Source organism: Ruegeria sp. SATB045 (genome assembly GCF_059613525.1).
This window is the reverse complement of sequence record NZ_JBXWSR010000037.1, coordinates 123,913-144,783: the sequence shown is the minus strand read 5'-3', so window position 1 is coordinate 144,783 and position 20,871 is coordinate 123,913. Positions and strand designations below refer to the sequence as shown.

The window sequence follows — 20,871 nt, the reverse complement described above, 5'->3', positions numbered from 1 at the left end:
CTGTATCAACCGTCCTTTCGGATGGTTTCGTTCTTTGGATCATATGGGCTGTCGCAGGTCACAACCGCATCCCACAGCTTGTCCTGTATTTTAACTTGCAGCTTGGTGCCTTCGACCGCCAGCTCAGGCTTCACATAGCCCATGCCGATAGATTTCTCGAACGCGACCGAATAACCGCCCGAGGTCAGACGACCGACGCGTTCACCTTCCGGCGTATACAGCGCCTCGCGGCCCCACGGGTCCGCATCGTCCGGCCCGTCAATCAGCAGAGTGCAGCACTTCACGCGCACACCGGTCTCTTCCAGCTTGGCCTTGCCGTAGAAGTCTTTCGACAGATCGACAAAACGCGGCAGGTCGGCTTCCAGCGGGGTTGCGTCGCGACCCAGTTCGGTGCCGAAGGCGCGATAGGATTTCTCCTGACGCAGCCAGTTCTGGGCGCGGGCGCCGACCAGCTTCATACCGTGCTTCTCACCGGCTTTTTCCAGCAGATCGAACAGGTAGTTCTGCATCTCGATCGGGTGGTGCAATTCCCAACCCAGTTCGCCGGTATAGGCCACACGGATTGCGTTCACGGGGCACATGCCCAGTTCGATCTGACGGGCCGACAGCCAAGGGAAACGCTTGTTGGACAGTGCGGTTTCCGGATCGGCGTCTTTGATAACCTCTTTCAGAACGTCACGCGACTTGGGTCCGGCGATTGCGAAGACGCCCCACTGGGTGGTCACGTCCTGGATTTCGATGTAGCCGAACTCCTCCATCTTGTCCTCGGCCGCCTTGCGCAGATAATCCGCGTCATACTCGGTCCAGGCACCGGCAGAGACGATGTAGTAGCTGTTCTCACCATTACGGACGATGGTGTATTCGGTGCGGGTGGTCCCATGCGAGGTCAGCGCGTAGGTCAGGTTGATGCGACCGACCTTGGGCAGCTTGTTGCAGGTGAACCAATCCAGGAACTGAGTCGCACCAGGGCCTTTGACGACGTGCTTGGTGAAGGCCGACGCGTCGATCAGGCCCACGCCTTCACGGATCGCCTTGGCTTCTTCCACGGCGTGTTTCCACCAGCCACCGCGACGGAAGCTGCGGCTTTCTTTGTCAAAGTTATCCGGAGCATCGACGGGGCCAAAATAGTTCGGACGTTCCCAGCCGTTGACCCAGCCAAACTGAGCACCGCGCGCTTTCTGGCGGTCATAGGCCGGAACAGTACGCAGCGGACGGCAGGCTTCACGCTCTTCATCGGGGTGGTGCAGGATGTAGACGTGCTCATAGCATTCTTCGTTCTTGCGCGCCGCGAATTCGGTGGTCATCCAGTTCGACGAATACCGTTTGGGGTCCAGCGAGGCCATGTCGATCTCGGCTTCGCCATCGACCATCATCTGCGCCAGATAATAGCCGGTGCCGCCTGCAGCAGTGATCCCGAACGAGAAGCCCTCGGCCAGCCACATATTGCGCAGGCCCGGAGCCGGACCAACCAGCGGGTTGCCGTCGGGGGTATAGCAGATCGGGCCGTTAAAATCGTCTTTCAGGCCGGATTCGGCGCAGGACGGCACACGCTCAGCCATCGCCATGTACTGATCCGCGATCCGGTCCAGATCCAGCGGGAAAAGGTCAGCGCGGAAGCTGTCGGGCACGCCATGTTCAAAGCGCGCGGGAGCACCGTGTTCGTAGATACCCAAAATCCAGCCGCCACGTTCCTCTCGCGCATAGGACTCGTTGTCAGCGTCACGAACAACAGGGTGTTCGGGGTTACCGGCTTCACGCCATTTGACCAGCTCGGGGTCTTTGTCCATGACGATAAAAGTGTGCTCGACCGGGATCGCAGGCATCTTGATGCCCAGCATCTTGGCGGTGCGCTGTGCGTGGTTACCCGATGCGGTCACGACATGTTCGGCCGTGATAACCACCTGCTCGTCGCTTTCGACAAGGTTGCCACCTTTTTCAACCATCTTGGTGCAGGTGACTTCCCAGTGGGTGCCGTTCCAATGGAAGGCATCGGCCTGCAGTTTACGGACGATATCAACTCCGCGCTGACGGGCACCCTTGGCCATCGCCTGCGTTACGTCTGCGGGGTTAATATAGCCATCTTCGGTGTGATAGATCGCGCCCTTCAGGTCCGAGGTTTCGATCAGCGGCCAGCGTTCCTTGATCTGCTCGGGTGTCAGCCATTCATAAGCCACGTCACAGGTCTCGGCGGTCGAGGCATAGAGCATGTATTCGTCCATACGCTCTTGCGTCTGCGCCATGCGAAGGTTGCCAACCACGGCAAAGCCCGCGTTCAGGCCGGTCTCTTCCTCAAGTGTCTTGTAGAAATCGACCGAGTATTTGTGGATGTGGGTGGTCGCATAGGACATGTTGAACAGTGGCAACAAGCCCGCTGCGTGCCACGTAGAACCAGATGTCAGCTCGTCCCGTTCGATCAGCATCACATCGTCCCAGCCTGCCTTGGCAAGGTGGTATGCAATCGAGGTCCCGACGGCACCGCCGCCGACAACCAGTGCTTTGACTTGGGTTTTCATTCGCCCGCTCTCCGGATTGAGTCTGTTTGGCAAGGTTTATGCCCAAGCCTGCGTCTTAGCGCGAAGTCCAGCCGACGCAAAAAAGGGCAAAACCGACCTTTGGTGGCGCATTCACTCAAATGGAAGTGAAGCAGCTACAGAATTTTGCCGGGGTTCATGATGTTGTCGGGATCCAGCGCCGCCTTAATGACTGCCATATAACGAGTGGCTTCACCCAGTTCTTTGACCAGATACGGACGCTTGCCCTGACCGATTCCATGTTCTCCGGTGCAGGTGCCTTCCATCGAGATCGCAAGATCGTTGAGCCAACCCACAAAACCATCGGCTTTTGCGACCTCATCGGCATTGTCCATGTCAATCAGCAACAAGGTATGAAAGTTGCCGTCTCCGACATGCCCAACCATGGGGGCCATCAAGCCCAGCTCTTGCGCCTTATCTTGCGTGGCCGTGACGCACTCGGCCAGTCGCGAGATCGGAACGCAGACATCGGTGGAGATTCCGCGCGCGCCCGGCCGAAGCTGCAGGCTTGCCCAATACATATCGTGCCGGGCCTGCCACAGCTTGTTCCGCTCTTCGGTGGTCGTGGTCGCAGTAAAATCCGTACCCTGAAATTCTTCAGCGATTTGACCGAAGGTCTCGGCTTGTTCGACGGCACCGTGTTCCGAGCCGTGAAACTCAAGCAACAGCAGCGGCGTTTCCGGCAAGGCCAGATTGGAATAGGCATTGGCGGCGCGCACCGACATCTCGTCCAGAAGTTCTATGCGGGCAACAGGCACACCGTATTGAATGGTCATCATCACAGCCTGACAGGCCGCATCGACGGTTGGAAAAGAACAACGCGCCGAGGAGATTGCCTCGGGGATGCCCTGCAGTCGCAAGGTGATCTCGGTAATGATGCCCAGCGTGCCTTCGGCGCCGATCAGCAAACGGGTCAAATCATACCCGGCCGAGGATTTTTTAGCCCGGTGGCCGGTACGTATGATCTGCCCATCGGGCATCACGGCCTCAAGGCTGAGGATATTATCCTTCATCGTACCGTAGCGCACCGCGTTCGTACCCGAGGCGCGCGTGGCCGCCATTCCACCCAGCGACGCATTCGCGCCGGGATCGATTGGAAAGAACAGGCCCTGATCGCGCAGATGGTTATTCAGATCTTCGCGCGTGACACCGGGTTGCACGACACAGTCCAGATCGCTGGCATTCACGGCCAGCACCTTGTTCATCTGTGTCAGATCAACCGAAATTCCTCCGGCAGGCGCATTCACATGCCCCTCAAGCGAGGTTCCGGTGCCAAACGCGATCACCGGAACCTTGTGTGTGGCGCAGGCTTTGACAATCTCGGCCACTTCGTCGGTAGAATGCGGAAAAACAACGGCGTCGGGGCTTTGGTTTTCAATCCAGGTCGTCGTGTGGCCATGCTGTTCTCGAATGGCCTTACCGGTTTGCAACCGGTCGCCGAATTTCTGTTTCAGAATTCCGACAACCGTTTGTATCCCGTTTTCATTCCGGGGCAACGCAACTGCCTGCACCATGCTGCTCCTTGTTGAGGCGCTGGGTTATTCGCCCAGCGCAATGCCTTCACGTCTTGGATCCGCGCCACCAATCAGAACGTCGCCGATCTCGATCGCGTGCAACCCCGAGGTCAGGTCGCGTGGATTAACCTCGTATCCCAGCGCGGTCAGACCATCCGTGAACCCTTCGGCTGCAGTGCCTTGTTCCACGTCATAGGTGCCGAACCGGTTGACCAGATGCGGCAAGGACAGGGCCTGCTGGACATCCATATCCCAGTCTGCCCACGCGATGATCGACTTGGCGACATAGCCAATGATCCGGCTGCCTCCGGGCGAGCCGATGGCCAGAACCGGTTTACCGTCCTGCGTTACGATTGTCGGGCTCATCGAAGACCGGGGTCGCTTGCCGGGTTCAATCCGATTGGCAATTGGCACACCATCCTTGTGGGTCTTGAACGAGAAGTCAGTCAATTCGTTGTTTAACAAGAACCCGTTGGTCATGAGACGGGATCCAAACCCATTCTCAATGGTCGTGGTCATCGAAAGGACATTGCCGTATTGATCCACGATCGAAATATGCGATGTCGATGGCAGCTCAATCGACACGTCATCTGCCCAGTTTGATGCGTGATCGAAGGCCGGGTTACCCGGTTTCGCGTCGATCAAAGCACCATCTGTGTTCAAAAGCTCTCCGCGTTCGGACAAATAGCCGGGGTCGACCAGCCCCTGTGTCGGCATCGGGACAAAGTCGTGATCGGCCATGTAGCGGCCGCGATCAGCGAAAGCCAGCCGCGAGGCATCTCCGATCAGACGCCAGGTATTGATATCTTCTGGTCCGTACTCGGCCAGATCATACCCGTCCAACATGCCCAGGATCTGCCCAACTGTCAGCGCGCCGGAAGATGGCGGCCCCATGCCGCAGACCTCGTAGGCGCGATAGGTCGCGCAGACCGGTTCGCGTTCGATCACCTGATAAAGCGCCAGATCGATACCCGACAATACACCGGGATTGCCTTCGGCCCCGCGAACGGTGCTAACGATCCCGGCGGCGATCTCTCCGCCATAGAAGCCAGCCGAGCCTTCGCTGGCAAGCGCCCGCAGCGTGTCAGCATAGTCCGGATTCACCAGACGCTGCCCCTGCTCAAGCGGCTTGCCATCCGGCAGGAAATACGAGGCCGTTACCGGAAAACGTGACAGTCGCTCGGCGTCCTTTTCAACAAGGCTTGCCAACCGGGGCGAAACCAGGAATCCGTCGTCAGCCAGTGTGATCCCGTCTGCAAAAAGGCTGGGCCATGGGCTGCGGCCCCAGCGGCGATGCGCTTCTTCCAACAGTGCCGGGGTGCCTGGTGTTCCGACAGACAAGCCGCCGACAACAGCATCGAAGAACTTGAGCGGCTCGCCATTTTCATCCTGAAACAGACGATGGTTTGCCTCTAACGGAGCCGTTTCACGGCCATCCAACGTGGTCATCTTACCGGTTGCGGCATCATACCAGACCAGGAACGCACCGCCCCCAAGGCCCGACGACTGAGGTTCAACCAGACCCAGTACAACCTGAACGGCAACCATCGCATCGGCAGCTGATCCTCCGGCCCGCAGAACCTTGGCCCCAGCTTCAACTGCCAGCGGGTTCGCTGCTGCGACCATCCAGTTTTCCGAAGTGACCGGCTCGCCCGCAAGCTTGGCTTCAAGTGCGGCGATGACCTCTTCGGTCAGGCCCTGAACCTGCCCGGTCGAACCACCTTCGGGTGCGACGGTGTCGGCTGCTTCTTGCGCTATGGCCGGGCCAGCAAAGGCCATGACGGACAATAACAATCCTGAAATCAGACTTCGTTTCATAGTGTCCTCCTAAAAAATAAAAGCAACCAGCCTGCGTGATGCGTCAAAGCATGGCAGGAACCACCTGATCCGGTGGGCGGTGGCCGTCTTCGAATGTTTTGATATTGATAATGACCTTTTCGCCCATCTCAATCCGGCCTTCCAATGTCGCGGACCCCATATGAGGCAGCAACACGACATTGGACAATTGCCGCAGGCGTGGGTTCACATCGGTGCCGTGCTCATACACATCCAGACCGGCCCCGGCGATCTCGCCCGAGCGGATCAACCGGGTCAAAGCGTTTTCATCGATCACCTCGCCGCGCGAAGTGTTCACGATCACCGCCGAGGGTTTCATCAGCTTCAGCCGCCGCGCGTTCATCAGGTGAAAAGTGGACGGTGTCGACGGGCAGTTGATAGAAATCACATCCATCCTAGCAACCATCTGGTCAAGGCTTTCCCAATAGGTTGCCTCAAGCTCGTGTTCCGTTTCAGGCCGTAGCCGGCGGCGGTTATGGTAGTGCACCTGCATCCCAAAGGCGCTGGCCCGCCGCGCTACGGCCTGACCGATCCGGCCCATACCAAGGATGCCCAGACGGCGCCCGCCGATTCTGCCGCCCAACAACGCATTAGGAGCCCAGCCATCCCATTCGGATTTTTGCATCACCGAGAGCCCCTCGGGAATACGACGCGTCACGGCAAGAATCAGAGCCATGGTCATATCAGCGGTATCATCGGTCAGCACACCCGGAGTGTTGGACACCAGAATGCCCCGCTGGCGGGCGGTTGCCACATCAATATTGTCGACCCCTGCACCATAGTTGGCGATCAGACGCAGGTTCTCACCCGCCTGCCCCAGCAGCCCGCCGTCGATTGTATCGGTGATGGTGGGAACCAGCACATCTGCCTCTTTGACCGCGGCGACAAGCTCATCTCGGGTCATGGGGGCATCGTCTGTACGCAGCTGAACATCGAACAGTTCGCTCAATCGCGTTTCCACCGCCTCGGGCAACCGTCGCGTAACGACAACACTCAGACGTTCTCTTGGCACCTGTGCACTCCCACTGCTTTGCAAAACTTCGCGCGCCATGGCATCGTGGCGCAGGAAAAGGCGGGGCACAAGAACCCCAAGGGCATTGAAACCACCTTTTTTCGAAACAAGATCAACAGGCACAAGAGCAGACCGTCAGTGAGTGGTATTCTACCCGCAAAACGCCGAATAGCGGCGCTGATAAGCGTGATCCTGATAGGAATTTGCGCGTCAAGCGCAGCTGCACAGGATAAACGCGGCCAAGTCACAAACCTGCCGCTGCCGCGTTTCGTCTCGATGAAGGCGGCCGAGGGAAATGTACGGCGCGGCCCGTCTTTGACACATCGAATCGACTGGGTCTTCAAACGGCGTGGGATGCCCTTGCAGGTGACGGCCGAATTCGGAAACTGGCGGAAGGTTCAGGATCGCGACGGAGCCGGTGGCTGGGTACACTATGCTTTGTTGTCCGGCGTACGGACGGTTTTGATCGAATCCGAAATGCTGCCCGTATACACCAACCCCGATCCGAACTCACCGGTCAGCGCCCAGTTCGAGGCCGGAGTTGTTGCCCGGCTGGGCAGTTGCACCATTGACTGGTGTCGGATCTCAGCCGGTGGTTACAAAGGTTGGACACTCAAGTCGAATCTTTGGGGTGTAGACCCCGGTGAAGTTCGCGAATGATCGGCTTGCTCCGGTAACTAGGACGTCCGTTCAATAAAATCGCAGGTCAGCTTTACCAGTTCGGTGCCAACATCCTCTTGCAGAAAGTGGCCTGCCTTGGGCAGCACGACATGCGGTTGTCCCGCAGCGCCGGGGCACAGTTTTTGGAACATCTGATCGATCCCTGCCATGACTTTGTCATCTGCGCCAAAGGCCGTAAGAACCGGAGTTTTAAGTCCCTGTATCACCTCCCAAGCCTGCCTGTTAGGCCCAGCGGCCGGATCGTCCGGTGACGCGGGAACAAGCATGGGGAACTGGCGCGCTCCGGCTTTGTAGCTTTCATCGGGAAACGGCGCGTCATAGGCTGCCAATGTCTCGTCGGACAAGCTCGTCTCGGTTCCGCCTTGAAGGATGCCACCTGCCGGAAAAACCGGGACAGTCTGACTGAATGTCCGCCAATTTTCGAACGCCTCACCCATTGGCTGATCACCAGTGGGTAAAGCCGTATTCGAAACCACAATACGTGCGAATCTGTCCGGCATTTCTGCCCATAGTCTCAGGCCGATCAAACCGCCCCAGTCCTGACAGAACAACGTAATGTTATGTAGATCCGTTTTGCGAAGCCATTCTCCCATCCAGGCCACATGGCGCGCATAGGTGTAATCGTCGCGCTCGGTCGGTTTGTCCGACCGCCCAAAGCCAATCAAATCCGGTGCAATCGCCCGATGACCCTGCGCAACGAATCCCTTAATCATATGTCGGTACAGGTATGACCAACTTGGCTCACCATGCATCATCAAGACAGGCGCGGCCTCTTGCGGTCCTTGGTCGACATGGTGGATTCGCATAAACCCGCCTTCAGTGTCGTCGATCTGTGTATAATGCGGAGTGAAATCGTAGTCCGACAACTCTTGGAAACGTTCGTCTGGTGTGCGCAGATATATCATCTTTCACCTACTTTTTATGATGGGCTATTTAAATGAATGGCACGCACTTAGGTCGCCTGTCACATCACAATGCCTAGCAGCGGTTTCCGAGCACACCGTTTTTGCGGCGATCTTCTAAAGCTTGAGGGCTACGAGCCTTGAAAAAGCGATCCCTTTAATGCTGTCCTGAAGACCCCAGTATGGCGGCTGCTCAGGTTCGAAAAAATATTTTAACCTGAGCTGATTTTTTGCCTGAAAGGACTTGAACCCCCCAGACAACAATCGTAGATAGCGCCTCACCGTTGGGGTGTAGCCAAGTGGTAAGGCAGCGGTTTTTGGTACCGTGTATCGTAGGTTCGAATCCTACCACCCCAGCCACCTTTATCCATTAAGTATATGTTTTTATTTTACTAAATTAGTTGTAGAGTTTTTTATTCCCACCATTACTCCCACCAGTGCCGTTATTTCCGAGATTTGGCTTCCATCGATTGAACAATCGACTCTAGCCGATTCAAGATGGCCGTAGGGGCGGGTCTAACAATAGGCCATGAAGGGACTAGACCGCGTGGATAATCAAATTCTTGCATGGTCGAAATTATAGGTTTGCAAGACTCGACGTCCGCTATCCGCTCCTATGCTGTCATCTGACCAAAAAACTCAGATGACCGCTTCGAGCCCAAAGGCGACTTCGGCAATGACCGCAGCATCCGTCGAAAAGGGCGGGAAGCGGTCATTCGCTGCGCTCGAGGCCAAGGTCTGCTTTGCTGCGCAATGCCGACAATCGTCGCGGCCTGAAAGAAGTTCTCTAAGCACTGATACAATCGATGCTTAGCATTTCAACCTGTATGCGAAACGGCGCCTCCACAAACGGTCACAGCAATGCGCGCATTTGCTAATTGGTTTTCCTCAATCGAAAACAGGTCCTGTTCGAGAATGGCAATGTCGGCCAGATATCCCGACTTCAGACGGCCCTTTTGATCCTCGTTGAACTCCAGCCACGCATTGTCATGCGAATAAGCGGAAAGCGTGGCCATAAGGCTTTGACGGTTGTCCTGCCAGGGCGATGGCAGCTCATTGCAGTTTACTGCTCCGGCAATCGTCATCATTGTGTCGACGGGAACGACTGGCCAATCCGTCGAGAAGCAAATCTTGGCGCCACTCTCGCGTATTTTGTTCCACGCGAACGCAAAAGGGATTTGCTCGGTTGTCAGAATGTCTCCGGCCGAATAGGGAGAAAACAATCCTCCTGCGGGTGAATGCAATGGTTGAAGAGAGGCAACGACGTCGAGGGCTGCCAGACGGGGCAGATCCAAGGGGTCTATCACCTCGATATGCTCGATCCGGTGTCTGGAATCCCGTGCGCCGTTGGCACTGCGCGCTGCCTCGTAACCGTCCAGCGTGCGCCGAACGGCACCGTCGCCAATTGCGTGCGTGCTGAGTTGCAACCCCATTGCATCAGCGCGAATGCAGGCTTCGTTAAAGTGTTCGGCACTGAATACAGCATCGCCGAGGCTTTCCGGCTTGCCCGGATAAGGCGCGAGCATCAGTGCTGTATAGCTGTCCAGCACGCCATCCATGAACATCTTTACGCGCCCTGACCAAACCATATCCGACGCAAAGCGTCGGCGCATTTCATCGGCCTCTTCCAAACGATCCAGAGGGTCGGTGTTCTTGAGGTGCATGGGCACCTGAACACGGATCGGAAGGCGCCCCTCGGCCTCAAGTTCACTCAGCAGCTCAAGTTGATAGAAGTTGCCGTCCATATTATGCAACCCCGTGATCCCGTGGGAAGCGCAGTGCTTCAGACCACGCAGTATGACTTCCTTATCAAAGGCGCGTTCCTCTGGTGTTGCGGGTGGCACGGGGTCCGCTCCTGTAACATACCCCAGAAGATCGCGCCCTCCCAGTCGCGACAGGCGCAGGACAGGGCCAAAAGCACCGGTTTCGTTCAGTTGACCTTGTGCGTTACCATCCCCAACCATCACGATTTCCGAACCGGGGGGAACGAGGCCGCCGTGAAGAATGCCCGCCTTTTCCAAGGCAATTGTGTTTGCCCAGACGGTGTGGTGGTCAGCCGACATTAACGCAACCGGGCGCTCGGACAGGATGCGATCCAGATCTTGCCGTGTCGTTGTGACGCCGGGGCCAAGAATTTCGTAGTCGGCGGCGACCCCCATAAGCAAAGGTTCGTCGGGGTGCTCGGCCGCAAAGGCTCGCAATGCGTTTGTCAGAACATCCGAGCCCGTCGTTTCGCGCAGGTCCAACATGCCTAACTCGGCCGCTCCACCGAAAAGGTGGACATGGCTATCAATAAAGCCAGGCATGACGGTGCCGCCCGCAGCGTCGATGATTTTGGTTCCATTCCCAGCCAGAGTACGGATGTCGTCGGTGTTTCCAACAGCCACAATTATGCCGCCCTGAATTGCCAGGGCCGAAGCCTTCGGCGTGGCGTCGTCAAAGGTCAGGAGAGAACCGTTGAGGATGATCAGATCAGGTTTTGGCGACATGCGGCCTCTTGTGTCTGTGATGGTTTGAACTATTCAAGTGCGCGAATGATTGCCTCGCAGGCACGCACGGCATCGTGGCTAAAGGACTGGATCAGATAGTCGGGCCAGCTGGAAAGCTTGACGATAACCACGTCCGCGGTCAGGTCAATGAAGATCAGTTGACCAAAAACTCCGCGCGCCATGAACACGCCGCGCCTCGGGTCATGAACCCACCAGAACCTTCGGTATGCCCCTTGAGGGGACAGCACGTCATACGGGTCACCGTGCTTTGAAGGGTCCGCTCCCGAACAAATCCCTGAAACCCAGCTTTTCGGCACTACTTGTCGGTCACCAACCTTGCCACCATCAGCCATCATGCGGCCAAAGCGGGCATAGTCCCGAAGAGTTGCGTTGAACCCGCCGTCAGCGAGTGCTGTCTTGGCGTCGTCTACGGTAAAAAAACCCGAATGCACGCAGCCAATCTTTTGCCAGATCCGGTTGGACAAGAGCGAAGCAAGGTCTTCGCCGCTCACACGTTCCAAGGCCCAGGCGATGACATCCGTCTCAATCGAGCGGTAAGAAAACGCCTGCCCATGGGGTCTTTCCCGGGGCAAAGTTAGAATAACATCCCGAATGGTAGGTTTGATTTCTCCCTTGCGAACCGGGCGCCAGCCCGACGCCACATCAACGCGCGTCATGTCACTATCTGGAAAGCCATAATCCTCGGTAAAGCGCACGCCGGATTGCATATCGAGCGCCTGATCCACAGTGCATCCGGCATAGCCGGTCCCAGCAAGCTCCGGTACGATGTTGTCAAGCGGCTCCGAGAGGTCCAACTTGCCTTCACCGTGAAGCACACCGGCCAGAGAGCCGATCAGGGATTTGGAGACAGATTGCCCCAAATGTGCGGTGTCCGGAGTAAAGTCGTTGGCATATATCTCGGTTAAAAGCCGGTTGCCTTTCAACACTAGGAAGCCATCCGTGTAGCTCTCAGTCAGCCAGTTCCCGACCGATAGTTGGCGGTCATCAAAGGTCTGAAACTCCGTATCCAGCAGGTCACGAGGCGCCTGTATCAGTTCTCGGGTATTTGGGCCCGGACGAACATCGACCGTGGGAAACAGACTACGCATGTTCTGGAATGTCCAGCGGTTGAAAGGGGCGAGGTCCCAGTTCTCGAGAGACGGGCGTTTCTCAGGCGGGGGCGGGAAACCCTGCATGATGCCGATCTCACGCGCTGTTTTGGGCCTGGTGCCGGATTTGCTGTTTTGCATTTTCCATGCTCCCGCAAGGCGACCCAAACAGGGGCCGCAGTCAGGTTAAAAAAAACTTTGGAAGGGGTCGGCCCGACCAGAGATGGGCCGACCACAGGTGACTTTTAAGTTTATTGCTTTAGGCGGGTCCAAACCTTGTTGTACAGGTCCACAACGTCTTGGTCGCAAGGCTTCACAAAGTCGGGTACCGGTGCGCCTGCGGGCATCACGATTTCAGGCGCGTCGAGCATCTCGGCATCCATGAATGCCTCGGAACCTTTGATCCCGTTGGCATAACGCGCAAAGTTCGAGGTCATTGCAGCGTTTTCCGGGTCCATCATGAAGTTCACGAAGAGCTTTGCGTTTTCCATGTTGGGCGCGTCGGCAAGAACCGCGACGTTATCCATCCATCCGGTGAACCCCTCCTTTGGATAGGCGTACTGCAATGTCGGGCGATCCGCCCGGGCGCGCATGGCCGCGCCGTTCCAGCTTTGCGACAGGTCCACATCTTTCGACGTCAGCTTTTCGATCACCGCATAGTCCATGGTGCGCCAGTCACCCTTGGCATTTTCGAGCAGTGCCATCAGCTCTTTCATCTGATCGGGATTGGAGTTGCAGCGCGGATAGCCTAGGTAGCGCAGGCCGGCGTTGATCACATCATTCATGTCATTCAGCATGTTGATACGGCCCTTAAGCTCTTCGGGCGTATCGAAGATCAGGCCAAGCGTGTCTATGTCACCGCTGTAGACCGCGCTGTCGACCGTAAAGCTGGTCGTACCCCACTGATATGGGACCGAATACTTGCGACCCGGATCCCAGTATACATCGACCCAGTTCGGGTCCATGTTCTTGAAGTTGTCCATTTCGGAAGCGTTGATTTCGGCCAGTAAGCCTTCGCCTACCATGATCGCGATCATGTAGTCGCCAGGAACAACAACATCATAGCCGGTGTTGCCCTCTTTGACCTTGGCCAGCATGGTTTCATTGCTGTCATAGCTGTCCAGCGTGACCTCAATATCGTATTGGGCTTCGAATTTCTCGATCATCTCTGGGTTGGTGTAGTTCCCCCAGTTAAAAATGTTCAGTTTGCCTTCGGCATGCGCTCCTGCCGCGCTGAACGCCAGGGCCGAGATGGCTGCGGATTTGAGAAGAGTGTATTTCATTTTGTCCTCCGTTGAGATTGATGGCGTCCCGCAGCAGCGCGGGCTTCTTGTTATTTTCGTTTGCGTTGCAGAAAGAAGGTCAGGGCGACCATGGCTATGGTCACTCCGATCAGGATGGTCGAAACGGCGTTGACCTCTGGCGTTACGCCGCGACGGATTTGGCCCAGAATATAGATGGGCAAGGTGGTTTCACCCGGTCCGGCCACCAGAAGCGTGATGATGACGTCGTCAAGAGAGACTACAAAGGCCAGCATCGCCCCCGCCATAACACCGGGCATCAAAAGAGGCAGCGTCACATAGCGGAATGTCTGCCAGGGCGTCGCGTACAAATCGGCGGCGGCTGCTTCGTAAGTTACGGACAAATTTGACAAACGTGCGCGGATCGGCATGTAAGCAAAGGGCACGCAGAAAACTGTGTGGGCGAGGATCAGCCAGCCGATCCCGGTAACACCCGTGAGCTGGCGCAGGATCGAAAAGAAGGCCAGCGTCGCAATCGCCGTGACGATCTCGGGGATCATCAGGGGCTGGTTTATGAGCGCAATAGCCGCAGAACGGCCGCGATAAATATCGCCACGCGTTGTCGCCAGTGCAGCCATTGTGGCAATGACGGTGGAAAACACGGTCGCGGTGAGAGCGACCTGTACCGAGATCATTGCCGACCGTCGGATGTCATCGTTTTCCAAGGCCGCCGCGTACCAGCGCAAGCTGAACTCGGTCCAGCGCACAACAGAACGGTTATCGTTGAACGAGAACACGACCAGGACGGCAATCGGTGCGTAGAGGAACAACAGAACCAGCCAGGACACGCCGGTGAACAGGGGTTGCCGGCGTAGTTCGCGCGCGTCTGTCGACGGCCGGAAGAGTGACGACAGTTTAGCCATGTCCACTCTCCTTCGAAGCACCTGCTCGCAAGCTGACAAGAAGTGCGATTAACACGACTGCCATCAGGATCAGTGCAGCAGCGGCACCAAAGGGCCAGTTGCGGCCCGAACCGAACTGCAGGGCAATCAGGTTGCCGATCATCAGTTTCTTACCACCGCCGAGCAGTTCCGGCGTGATATAGGCCCCAAGCGCCGGGATCAGCACTAGAACGCAGCCAGCGACAATGCCCGGACGGGTAATCGGTATAATGATGTGGCGGAACACCTGCGTGCGTGTGGCATAGAGATCATGCCCTGCCTCAAGCAGTGAAAAGTCGAACTTCTCCAGCGAGGCATAGATCGGAAGGATCATGAAAGGCAGGTAGCTGTAGACCAGCCCGGCCAGTACCGCGCCATCAGTGTACAACATCTCTATCGGCTCGCTGATCAGGCCGATGTTCATCAGCGTCAGGTTCACAAAACCCTCGTCCCGTACGATCAGAAGCATTGAGTACGTACGGATCAACAGGTTTGTCCAAAACGGCAGAGTGATGGCGAACAGCCAAAAATTGCGTTGTTCCTGCGGACGGGCCGCAATAAAGTAAGCAACAGGAAACCCAAGGAGCAGGGTTCCAATCATAGTGGTGACGGCAAGACCAAAGGAACGCCCGAAGATCTGAAGATAGGCGCTGTTAAAGGTCAGCGTGTCATCAAAAATATCCCGCTCGAACAGGAACTGCACATAGGCGTCGTAAGAGAACGTCCATTCAACGCCGCCATAGGTCCCGGGTTCAAGGAACGAGTAAACCAGGGCGATAGAGAGCGGGAACAGTCCAAAGATACCGATAATCCCGAGCGCCGGGGCCAGCAGGAAAAGCCGGGTTCTGCGTCTTTGACGCGCGCGCTCGGCCTGCGCCGCAAGCAATCTCGACGCGGCGTCCAGCTGCGGGATATGTGCAACACCGGCCATCAGTCTTCCAGCACATGCAGCATGGAGGTGTCACATTCGAGCCCGACGCGCGATCCGATGGGGCGCGGAGTGAAAACCTGGACGTGAACACTGACACCATCTTCCAGCCGCACAAGCATTTGCGACCCGGCCCCGAAATAGGTGCTGTCCACGACCTCGCCACGTAAGAGCGCTGTTTCGGCACTCTCCTCGACCACACGGATCGTTTCGGGGCGCAGAGCGACATGTACGGGGCCCGGTTCGAGCAAGGTGCTGGCAGTGTGAATCGTGAGTGGTTTGCCTTCGCCAAACCGGATTTTTGCCGCGTCTCCGTCAAAGCCAAGCAACGTAGCGTTTACGATGTTGGTGTCCCCGATAAAGTCCGCAACGAATCTGCTTTTTGGGGCTGTGTAAATCTCTTCCGGTGTGCCGACCTGACGTACCGAGCCTGCCGACATCACAGCGATCTGGTCCGACATCGCCAGTGCTTCCCCCTGGTCATGCGTGACAAAAACAAACGTAATGCCTGTCTCATGCTGCAGTCGCTTCAACTCGCTCTGCATTCCTTTGCGAAGTTTCAGGTCCAAAGCAGAAAGGGGTTCGTCCAGCAGCAGAACCTTCGGGCGCGGCGCCAGTGCGCGCGCCAAAGCCACGCGCTGCTGCTGCCCGCCTGACAATTGATCAACCCGGCGCGTTGCAAACTCGCCCAGCTGCACCAGGTCCAGCATCTCGGTGATGGTGCTGTCGATCTCGGCTTTCGGCCTTTTCAGCATCTCAAGGCCAAACCCGACATTGCGGGCCACACTCATGTGCGGAAACAGGGCGTAGTTCTGAAACACTGTGTTCACGGGCCGATTGTTGGGTGCTAGATGGCCAATCGACTCACCGTCCAGCGCTATTTCGCCTTCGCTTGGAAGCTCGAACCCGGCGATCAGCCGCAGTAGTGTCGTCTTGCCACAACCTGACGGGCCCAAAAGCGTGAAAAAGCTTCCTGCGGGAATGGTCAGCGACACGTCCTCCAGAGCCGTCACGGCCGCCTGACCTTCGCCAAAACGTTTTGTCACATTCTTTACGTCGATCATGGTCTGATCCGGACACCCGAACTTGTTGATATGTAGAATCAGCTTAGAGCCGGGAGACTTACCCTGTGAATACCTCCAAAGGGCGGTGTGATTTGTACCCCCAAAGGGGTACGACTAATCGTTTGCCGAATGCAGAAACATTGAAAACAGGGCAGACTGGGAAGATATGTGCAACTTTCTATAGATGTTCTTGCGATGCACTTTGATCGTCGCCGGGGAAACATCCAGCAAAAGCGCAATGGACCGCGTCGAGTGCCCGCGCAAAAGGAACTGCACGACCTCGATCTCCCGATGTGTCAAACCTTTGCAAACCTTGTCGATGACCCCGTCGAAATCGACCTCGCTCTCGTCGAGTCGGCCTGACGAGGGGTTGCGATGGAAGTGCTGCTCGCAAAGCGCCGATATGATCGGATGCAGGTCAGTCAATCGTTCGACATCCCGCCGCGTGAACCGAGTTTTTCCCTCGGAAGGACCGAGAGAAAGAAACAATGTGCCATTTGCTATTGCTACGAACACCCCGATCTCGTCCGTCAGAAACAGGGATTTGTAGTAGATCCGAAAGTAGTCGGAATTGGCAAACCTGTCAGGTGTAACGTCTCTTAATACCATCACTGGTTCGTGGCGTTCACCAATGAAACGAACAACAAATGGGTCCAGCAGCCAGGCGCGATCAAGCCATCGGTCGACAACAACCGAGCGACGTTCCGAACGCACATTGTCGTAGACATGTTCGGGCGCTTTTCCCGGGTTCAAAAGGCTGACAAACGCGCCCTTGAACGAAGCTGCCTCGCGCATGAGGTTCAACAACTCCGGCATAAAACTGGACGTGCCTACAGCCCTGATCGCCCCGGCGACGTCTTCCGCGTAAGTTGGCTTTTCGGACTTTCCCAAGTATCCCACCTGGCTAAAGGGCGTTTCCTGCCCAATGTGGCTAGCCGGATTTAACTTGGCAACCTTTTCACGCAGCTATCAGCCGGGAGGGGCGTATTTTCGCATAGACTTTCTGAATCAAAGCTCAAAACCTATTCCGATACAAGATTTCAAATGTTGGAGAAGCGGAAGAAAAATGACTTTAAACTATTTCTCTTTAAAGGCTTAACCTAATGATTAGCCGTCCTCTGGCCATCTTGCGCCAGTTCTGAGGAACTCTTGTTCGCAGCAAAGCATCGTGTTGCGGCTGAAACCAGTATGCTCGACGGAACCGTGAACTAAAATCCTAGTATGTCTAATCCGAGATTACCGACTGTGCCAGCATACCCGACCAGAGAGGCTTTTTCCTGTCGCTGGAGACGAACACTCCACTATCAAAAGCTCACTTTGTGTTCGAAGCTGCCTTTCGCTGTCAATTGCACAAAAGACTGCTTTGGGCCGCTTGCTGCTTATGTCGCTCTCCGGCTAAGAGGCAGCTTCGTCCGCTTAGCGGAAGTTGGCCCAATTTTGCCGAACGTCCGATCCTGTTGAAAGCAGACATCGTACACAGATGGACCGATTTTGTGGACTTGAATGTCAGCTTATGCCGAAAGCGGTCGCTCCGTAATACTTGCGCAAGTTCCGCTTTGCGGACAAACCCGTTATTCGGTACAACGCACCTAATGACCGTAGCACCACCTCAACCGGACATTCGTCTCAAACGTAAGCTCACTGTTGCACCTTAGGCCATTCGTTCGGACCCCTGCGCCGCATGGCTCCATTGCCGGGGCGACTGGCCGTACATCCGTTTGAACTCCCGGCTGAACTGAGACGAGCTTTGATAGCCCACGTCCCATGCCGCCTCTGACACGGTCTTTCCTTCGGCAATTTTCATGGCGGCGTTGTTCAGCCGCATAGATTTCACGAACTGTATTGGAGACATTGTCGTGGCTTCTTTGAAACGCCGATGGAAGACCGCCCGGCTCATGCCGACGTGGTCGGCCATATCGTCGATGGTGACCTGTTCATTCAAGTGGTTTGAGACGTAGTCGATGGTGCGCGCGATGTCGTTGCCGACGCCAAAGGCTCGTCTTGCGGAGGCCCCGGCCTCGCCCATGAGCACCGCGTAACACAACTCGCGCATTCGCCCCTGCCCGAGCACCTCTAGATCAACCGGATTATCGAGCAGATCGAGAAGCCGCAGCAGTGCCTGCGTGAAACCACTATCCCAGGACGCCAATGCCAAAGCCGATGGCGCGCCATCCCGCAATTGTTTGCTGCCACCAGCGGCGGCCTCGATCTCCATGGTGAGCTCGCGCATCATCCGTGGCTCCAGCGTAATCACGACGCCGAGCAGAGGATCGTCCTTGGACGCCGATGGCGTGCCCGCTTCCACCGGTAAAGTCATGGGGCACAGCAGGTATTTGTCGCTGCCATAGACGTGGTGCTCACCCTCCAGAACAGCTTCCTTGCTGCCACTGAGAATAGCCACCACCGTGGGCTCGTAGACAGCAGGCACGCAGGGCATGGCCTCGGTCACCCGGAAAAGCTGGACGCCTTTCAACGCGGTATCGACGAGGCCTGCCTTTGGCAGACGTCGCTCGATAAGTTCTTTGATCTGGTCTTTGTTCATGCACTCTAGCTGGCAGAGGACTTTCATCTTTGCAATGGGGTTGAGACGATTGGGCAAGTAATAGAGAGTATATCGCCTATTTCCGTGCCCGGTCAGGTTCTATCTGTGCATTCAAGCAACAACACCTTAAACCGCCAGCTTGGGCTTGCAGGAGATAGTAAATGGCAGATACGACATTCGGACCCAAAGGCTGGACACCCGAGTGCCTCGGCGACCAGTCAGGCAAGACATACATCATCACTGGCGCCAATGCTGGCGCAGGCTTTCAAGCCGCGCGCATTCTTCTGAAGAAGAACGCCAAGGTGGTGATGCTGAACCGCTCGGCCGAGAAATCCGATGCGGCAATCGCGGACCTGAGACAGGAATTCGGCGCGAAAGCCGACGTGAGCTTCGTCCGCACGGACCTATCGGTTTTGGACAGCGTGCGCGAGGCCGCCGAAGAAGTTCTGAAGACGGTGCCTCGGATCGACGCGCTTATCAACAACGCGGCCATCGCGCAGGTGCCGACGCGCAAGCTGACCGTCGACGGGTTCGAAAGCCAGCTTGGCACCAACCATTACGGACATTTTCTGCTCAATGGTCTGCTCTTTGACCGCATCGCGGAAGGCAAAGGCCGGATCGTGGTCGTCGCCAGCCTCGGCTACAACATGGGTCTGAAGATCATCAAGTTCGACGACATGAACTGGGATGAGGGCTACGGAGCGAACACCGCCTATTCGCAGAGCAAGCTGGCGCAGATGATGTTTGCTTACGAGTTGCAGGACCGGCTGGCCGCTGCTGGGCGCAGAGAAGTTGAGGTTTTAGTCTGTCATCCTGGCTCATCAGCCACATCGCTGATAACCACCAGCGGCAGCCGCACGATGCGGTTCATCTGGTGGCTGATGACCAAGACGCCGATGGTACAGACTGCGGAACAGGGCTCATACCCAGAGGTCATGTGCGCGACAGAAGAGGCCCTGACCGAGCAACGGGCCCTCTACGGCCCGACGGGCCGAATGGAAGCGGTCGGCCCGGTCGGCAAGGGCACGCTGAACGCTCACGCCCATGACAAGGCTGTCATGACACGGCTTTGGGAGGAGTCTGAAAAAGCTGTTGGGTTCGAGTGGGAACTCATACCACTTGATTGAAGTCAGCTTCCAGCGCACCAGTTCAGAGACGAACATTGGTGCGCTGTGCAACATGTGGGAGGTTTGGGCTCTTTCGTTGAATCCGCCGCGCGATGCACGAATGCGAGCTACCGGAAATCGCTGCCGTCCGCATCAGCCTCAGCGAACGGGTAAGGTGCGGCCAAAGTTACCCTTTAAACTCTTCGAACTAATGTCCGCCTAATCAGCGCAGTTGAGTTGACTTTGTTCTGCCGACACTCAACGTTCTTTGGTGAACTTCGAGGTGTTTTGACATGACGGACATATCTGTCCGGCTATCACGCGATGCGAAGGATTTGGAAGCGGTACGCGCACTCTGTCGAGATTGGTTGGACTGGCATTGGAAAAACTACCCGCCGGATTGGCCAAGAGGTGACGACCATCCGATGAACCCTGCTGTATTCGAAGCGACCCTTGAAAAACTACCTGACATTCACAAGCGACCCCTAGGCGGTATTTTGATTGCCTTGGTGGATGGGAAGCCCGCTGGATGTGTTATGTACAGTGAAGCAGAACCGGGAGTTGCTGAATTCAACCGAATGTTTGTCAGTGTCTCTGGTCGAGGCCATGGCCTTGGTCGCAAATTGTTGGACGCCATGTTTGAGCAGATGACCGTCGACGGATACCAGCGTGTATTCTATTCATCAGCAACATTCCTAACGCATGCGCGCACCATGTACGAGAATGCTGGATTTGTCCCGATTGCACATCCTAATGGGTTCCCAGATGAATGGCGCGACAAGGTCTATTTCATGGAACGTTCGCTTCGGTAGCCGCGAAAGTTGATCGCATCGAACCAACCCACTGATATGCTTAGTGGACATTTGTCTCGCTTGCAGCATCAGTCACTTTTGGGCTCTGACGTTGAATCCGCCGCGCGAAGGACGAACGTCGGCTTAGTCAAAAATCCTTAGAGTGTCATTTCGCCCCGTACCG

General features: G+C 56.4%; 16 protein-coding genes and 1 tRNA gene. 4 read left to right on the top strand and 13 right to left on the bottom strand.

Features of this window, described 5'->3' with window-relative positions:
- Window positions 1–5 precede the first annotated feature (5 nt).
- The 4 genes from AC2FNR_RS20325 to AC2FNR_RS20310 form a co-directional block, all read right to left on the bottom strand.
- Complete coding sequence (locus AC2FNR_RS20325; protein ID WP_496851085.1) at window positions 6–2,513, bottom strand: GcvT family protein; 2,508 nt, start codon at window positions 2,511–2,513, stop codon at window positions 6–8.
- A 134-nt stretch (window positions 2,514–2,647) separates the two neighbouring features.
- Window positions 2,648–4,045, bottom strand: a complete 1,398-nt coding sequence (locus tag AC2FNR_RS20320; protein ID WP_496851084.1) for an FAD-binding oxidoreductase — start codon at window positions 4,043–4,045, stop codon at window positions 2,648–2,650.
- Between the two features lie 24 nt (window positions 4,046–4,069).
- The gene (ggt, locus tag AC2FNR_RS20315; RefSeq protein WP_496851082.1) at window positions 4,070–5,863 is read right to left on the bottom strand and encodes a gamma-glutamyltransferase; all 1,794 of its coding nucleotides are present in this window, start codon (window positions 5,861–5,863) and stop codon (window positions 4,070–4,072) included.
- A 43-nt stretch (window positions 5,864–5,906) separates the two neighbouring features.
- Window positions 5,907–6,893 (bottom strand): 2-hydroxyacid dehydrogenase, encoded by a 987-nt coding sequence (locus tag AC2FNR_RS20310; RefSeq protein WP_353393464.1) that lies wholly within the window; start codon window positions 6,891–6,893, stop codon window positions 5,907–5,909.
- 168 nt (window positions 6,894–7,061) lie between these two features.
- Here AC2FNR_RS20310 and AC2FNR_RS20305 point away from each other — a divergent pair, with 168 nt between their 5' ends.
- Entirely contained in the window at window positions 7,062–7,553 is a 492-nt protein-coding gene (locus tag AC2FNR_RS20305) for an SH3 domain-containing protein (RefSeq protein WP_170353108.1), read from the top strand.
- A 17-nt stretch (window positions 7,554–7,570) separates the two neighbouring features.
- Here AC2FNR_RS20305 and AC2FNR_RS20300 read toward each other — a convergent pair whose 3' ends face one another.
- The gene (locus tag AC2FNR_RS20300) at window positions 7,571–8,479 is read right to left on the bottom strand and encodes a haloalkane dehalogenase (protein WP_496851080.1); all 909 of its coding nucleotides are present in this window, start codon (window positions 8,477–8,479) and stop codon (window positions 7,571–7,573) included.
- Between the two features lie 282 nt (window positions 8,480–8,761).
- Here AC2FNR_RS20300 and AC2FNR_RS20295 point away from each other — a divergent pair.
- A tRNA-Gln gene (locus tag AC2FNR_RS20295) sits at window positions 8,762–8,836 on the top strand.
- A 458-nt stretch (window positions 8,837–9,294) separates the two neighbouring features.
- Here AC2FNR_RS20295 and AC2FNR_RS20290 read toward each other — a convergent pair.
- The 8 genes from AC2FNR_RS20290 to AC2FNR_RS20255 form a co-directional block, all read right to left on the bottom strand.
- Window positions 9,295–10,965, bottom strand: coding sequence for an amidohydrolase (locus AC2FNR_RS20290; RefSeq protein ID WP_496851078.1), 1,671 nt, complete (start codon window positions 10,963–10,965; stop codon window positions 9,295–9,297).
- A 29-nt stretch (window positions 10,966–10,994) separates the two neighbouring features.
- Window positions 10,995–12,215, bottom strand: a complete 1,221-nt coding sequence (locus tag AC2FNR_RS20285; RefSeq protein ID WP_170559363.1) for a serine hydrolase domain-containing protein — start codon at window positions 12,213–12,215, stop codon at window positions 10,995–10,997.
- Window positions 12,216–12,325: 110 nt separating this feature from the next.
- Window positions 12,326–13,357 carry an extracellular solute-binding protein gene (locus AC2FNR_RS20280; RefSeq protein WP_170486351.1) on the bottom strand — a complete coding sequence of 344 codons (1,032 nt, stop codon included), beginning with the start codon at window positions 13,355–13,357 and terminating at the stop codon, window positions 12,326–12,328.
- A gap of 50 nt (window positions 13,358–13,407) precedes the next feature.
- Window positions 13,408–14,238, bottom strand: coding sequence for an ABC transporter permease (locus AC2FNR_RS20275; RefSeq protein WP_170486350.1), 831 nt, complete (start codon window positions 14,236–14,238; stop codon window positions 13,408–13,410).
- Window positions 14,231–15,187, bottom strand: coding sequence for an ABC transporter permease (locus tag AC2FNR_RS20270; protein ID WP_170618843.1), 957 nt, complete (start codon window positions 15,185–15,187; stop codon window positions 14,231–14,233). Before AC2FNR_RS20270 ends, AC2FNR_RS20275 begins: the two co-directional genes overlap by 8 nt.
- Entirely contained in the window at window positions 15,187–16,248 is a 1,062-nt protein-coding gene (locus tag AC2FNR_RS20265; protein WP_170559361.1) for an ABC transporter ATP-binding protein, read from the bottom strand. Before AC2FNR_RS20265 ends, AC2FNR_RS20270 begins: the two co-directional genes overlap by 1 nt.
- 114 nt (window positions 16,249–16,362) lie before the next feature.
- Window positions 16,363–17,139: a helix-turn-helix transcriptional regulator gene (locus tag AC2FNR_RS20260; RefSeq protein ID WP_162896833.1), complete on the bottom strand. Its 777-nt coding sequence runs from the start codon at window positions 17,137–17,139 to the stop codon at window positions 16,363–16,365.
- A 760-nt stretch (window positions 17,140–17,899) separates the two neighbouring features.
- Window positions 17,900–18,790 carry an AraC family transcriptional regulator gene (locus tag AC2FNR_RS20255; protein ID WP_496850952.1) on the bottom strand — a complete coding sequence of 297 codons (891 nt, stop codon included), beginning with the start codon at window positions 18,788–18,790 and terminating at the stop codon, window positions 17,900–17,902.
- 161 nt (window positions 18,791–18,951) lie between these two features.
- Here AC2FNR_RS20255 and AC2FNR_RS20250 point away from each other — a divergent pair, with 161 nt between their 5' ends.
- Window positions 18,952–19,917: an SDR family oxidoreductase gene (locus tag AC2FNR_RS20250; protein ID WP_496850951.1), complete on the top strand. Its 966-nt coding sequence runs from the start codon at window positions 18,952–18,954 to the stop codon at window positions 19,915–19,917.
- A gap of 272 nt (window positions 19,918–20,189) precedes the next feature.
- Entirely contained in the window at window positions 20,190–20,708 is a 519-nt protein-coding gene (locus AC2FNR_RS20245; RefSeq protein WP_496851074.1) for a GNAT family N-acetyltransferase, read from the top strand.
- Window positions 20,709–20,871: the final 163 nt, after the last annotated feature.

What these genes read in the sequence shown, in the direction of transcription:
- AC2FNR_RS20290 (WP_496851078.1), bottom strand. Translation starts at nt 10,965, where the DNA reads ATGTCGCCAAAACCTGATCTGATCATCCTCAACGGTTCTCTCCTGACC.
- AC2FNR_RS20280 (WP_170486351.1), bottom strand. Translation starts at nt 13,357, where the DNA reads ATGAAATACACTCTTCTCAAATCCGCAGCCATCTCGGCCCTGGCGTTC.
- AC2FNR_RS20255 (WP_496850952.1), bottom strand. Translation starts at nt 18,790, where the DNA reads ATGAACAAAGACCAGATCAAAGAACTTATCGAGCGACGTCTGCCAAAG.
- AC2FNR_RS20300 (WP_496851080.1), bottom strand. Translation starts at nt 8,479, where the DNA reads ATGATATATCTGCGCACACCAGACGAACGTTTCCAAGAGTTGTCGGAC.
- AC2FNR_RS20320 (WP_496851084.1), bottom strand. Translation starts at nt 4,045, where the DNA reads ATGGTGCAGGCAGTTGCGTTGCCCCGGAATGAAAACGGGATACAAACG.
- AC2FNR_RS20270 (WP_170618843.1), bottom strand. Translation starts at nt 15,187, where the DNA reads ATGGCCGGTGTTGCACATATCCCGCAGCTGGACGCCGCGTCGAGATTG.
- AC2FNR_RS20250 (WP_496850951.1), top strand. Translation starts at nt 18,952, where the DNA reads ATGGCAGATACGACATTCGGACCCAAAGGCTGGACACCCGAGTGCCTC.
- AC2FNR_RS20275 (WP_170486350.1), bottom strand. Translation starts at nt 14,238, where the DNA reads ATGGCTAAACTGTCGTCACTCTTCCGGCCGTCGACAGACGCGCGCGAA.
- AC2FNR_RS20285 (WP_170559363.1), bottom strand. Translation starts at nt 12,215, where the DNA reads ATGCAAAACAGCAAATCCGGCACCAGGCCCAAAACAGCGCGTGAGATC.
- AC2FNR_RS20245 (WP_496851074.1), top strand. Translation starts at nt 20,190, where the DNA reads ATGACGGACATATCTGTCCGGCTATCACGCGATGCGAAGGATTTGGAA.
- AC2FNR_RS20265 (WP_170559361.1), bottom strand. Translation starts at nt 16,248, where the DNA reads ATGATCGACGTAAAGAATGTGACAAAACGTTTTGGCGAAGGTCAGGCG.
- AC2FNR_RS20325 (WP_496851085.1), bottom strand. Translation starts at nt 2,513, where the DNA reads ATGAAAACCCAAGTCAAAGCACTGGTTGTCGGCGGCGGTGCCGTCGGG.
- ggt (WP_496851082.1), bottom strand. Translation starts at nt 5,863, where the DNA reads ATGAAACGAAGTCTGATTTCAGGATTGTTATTGTCCGTCATGGCCTTT.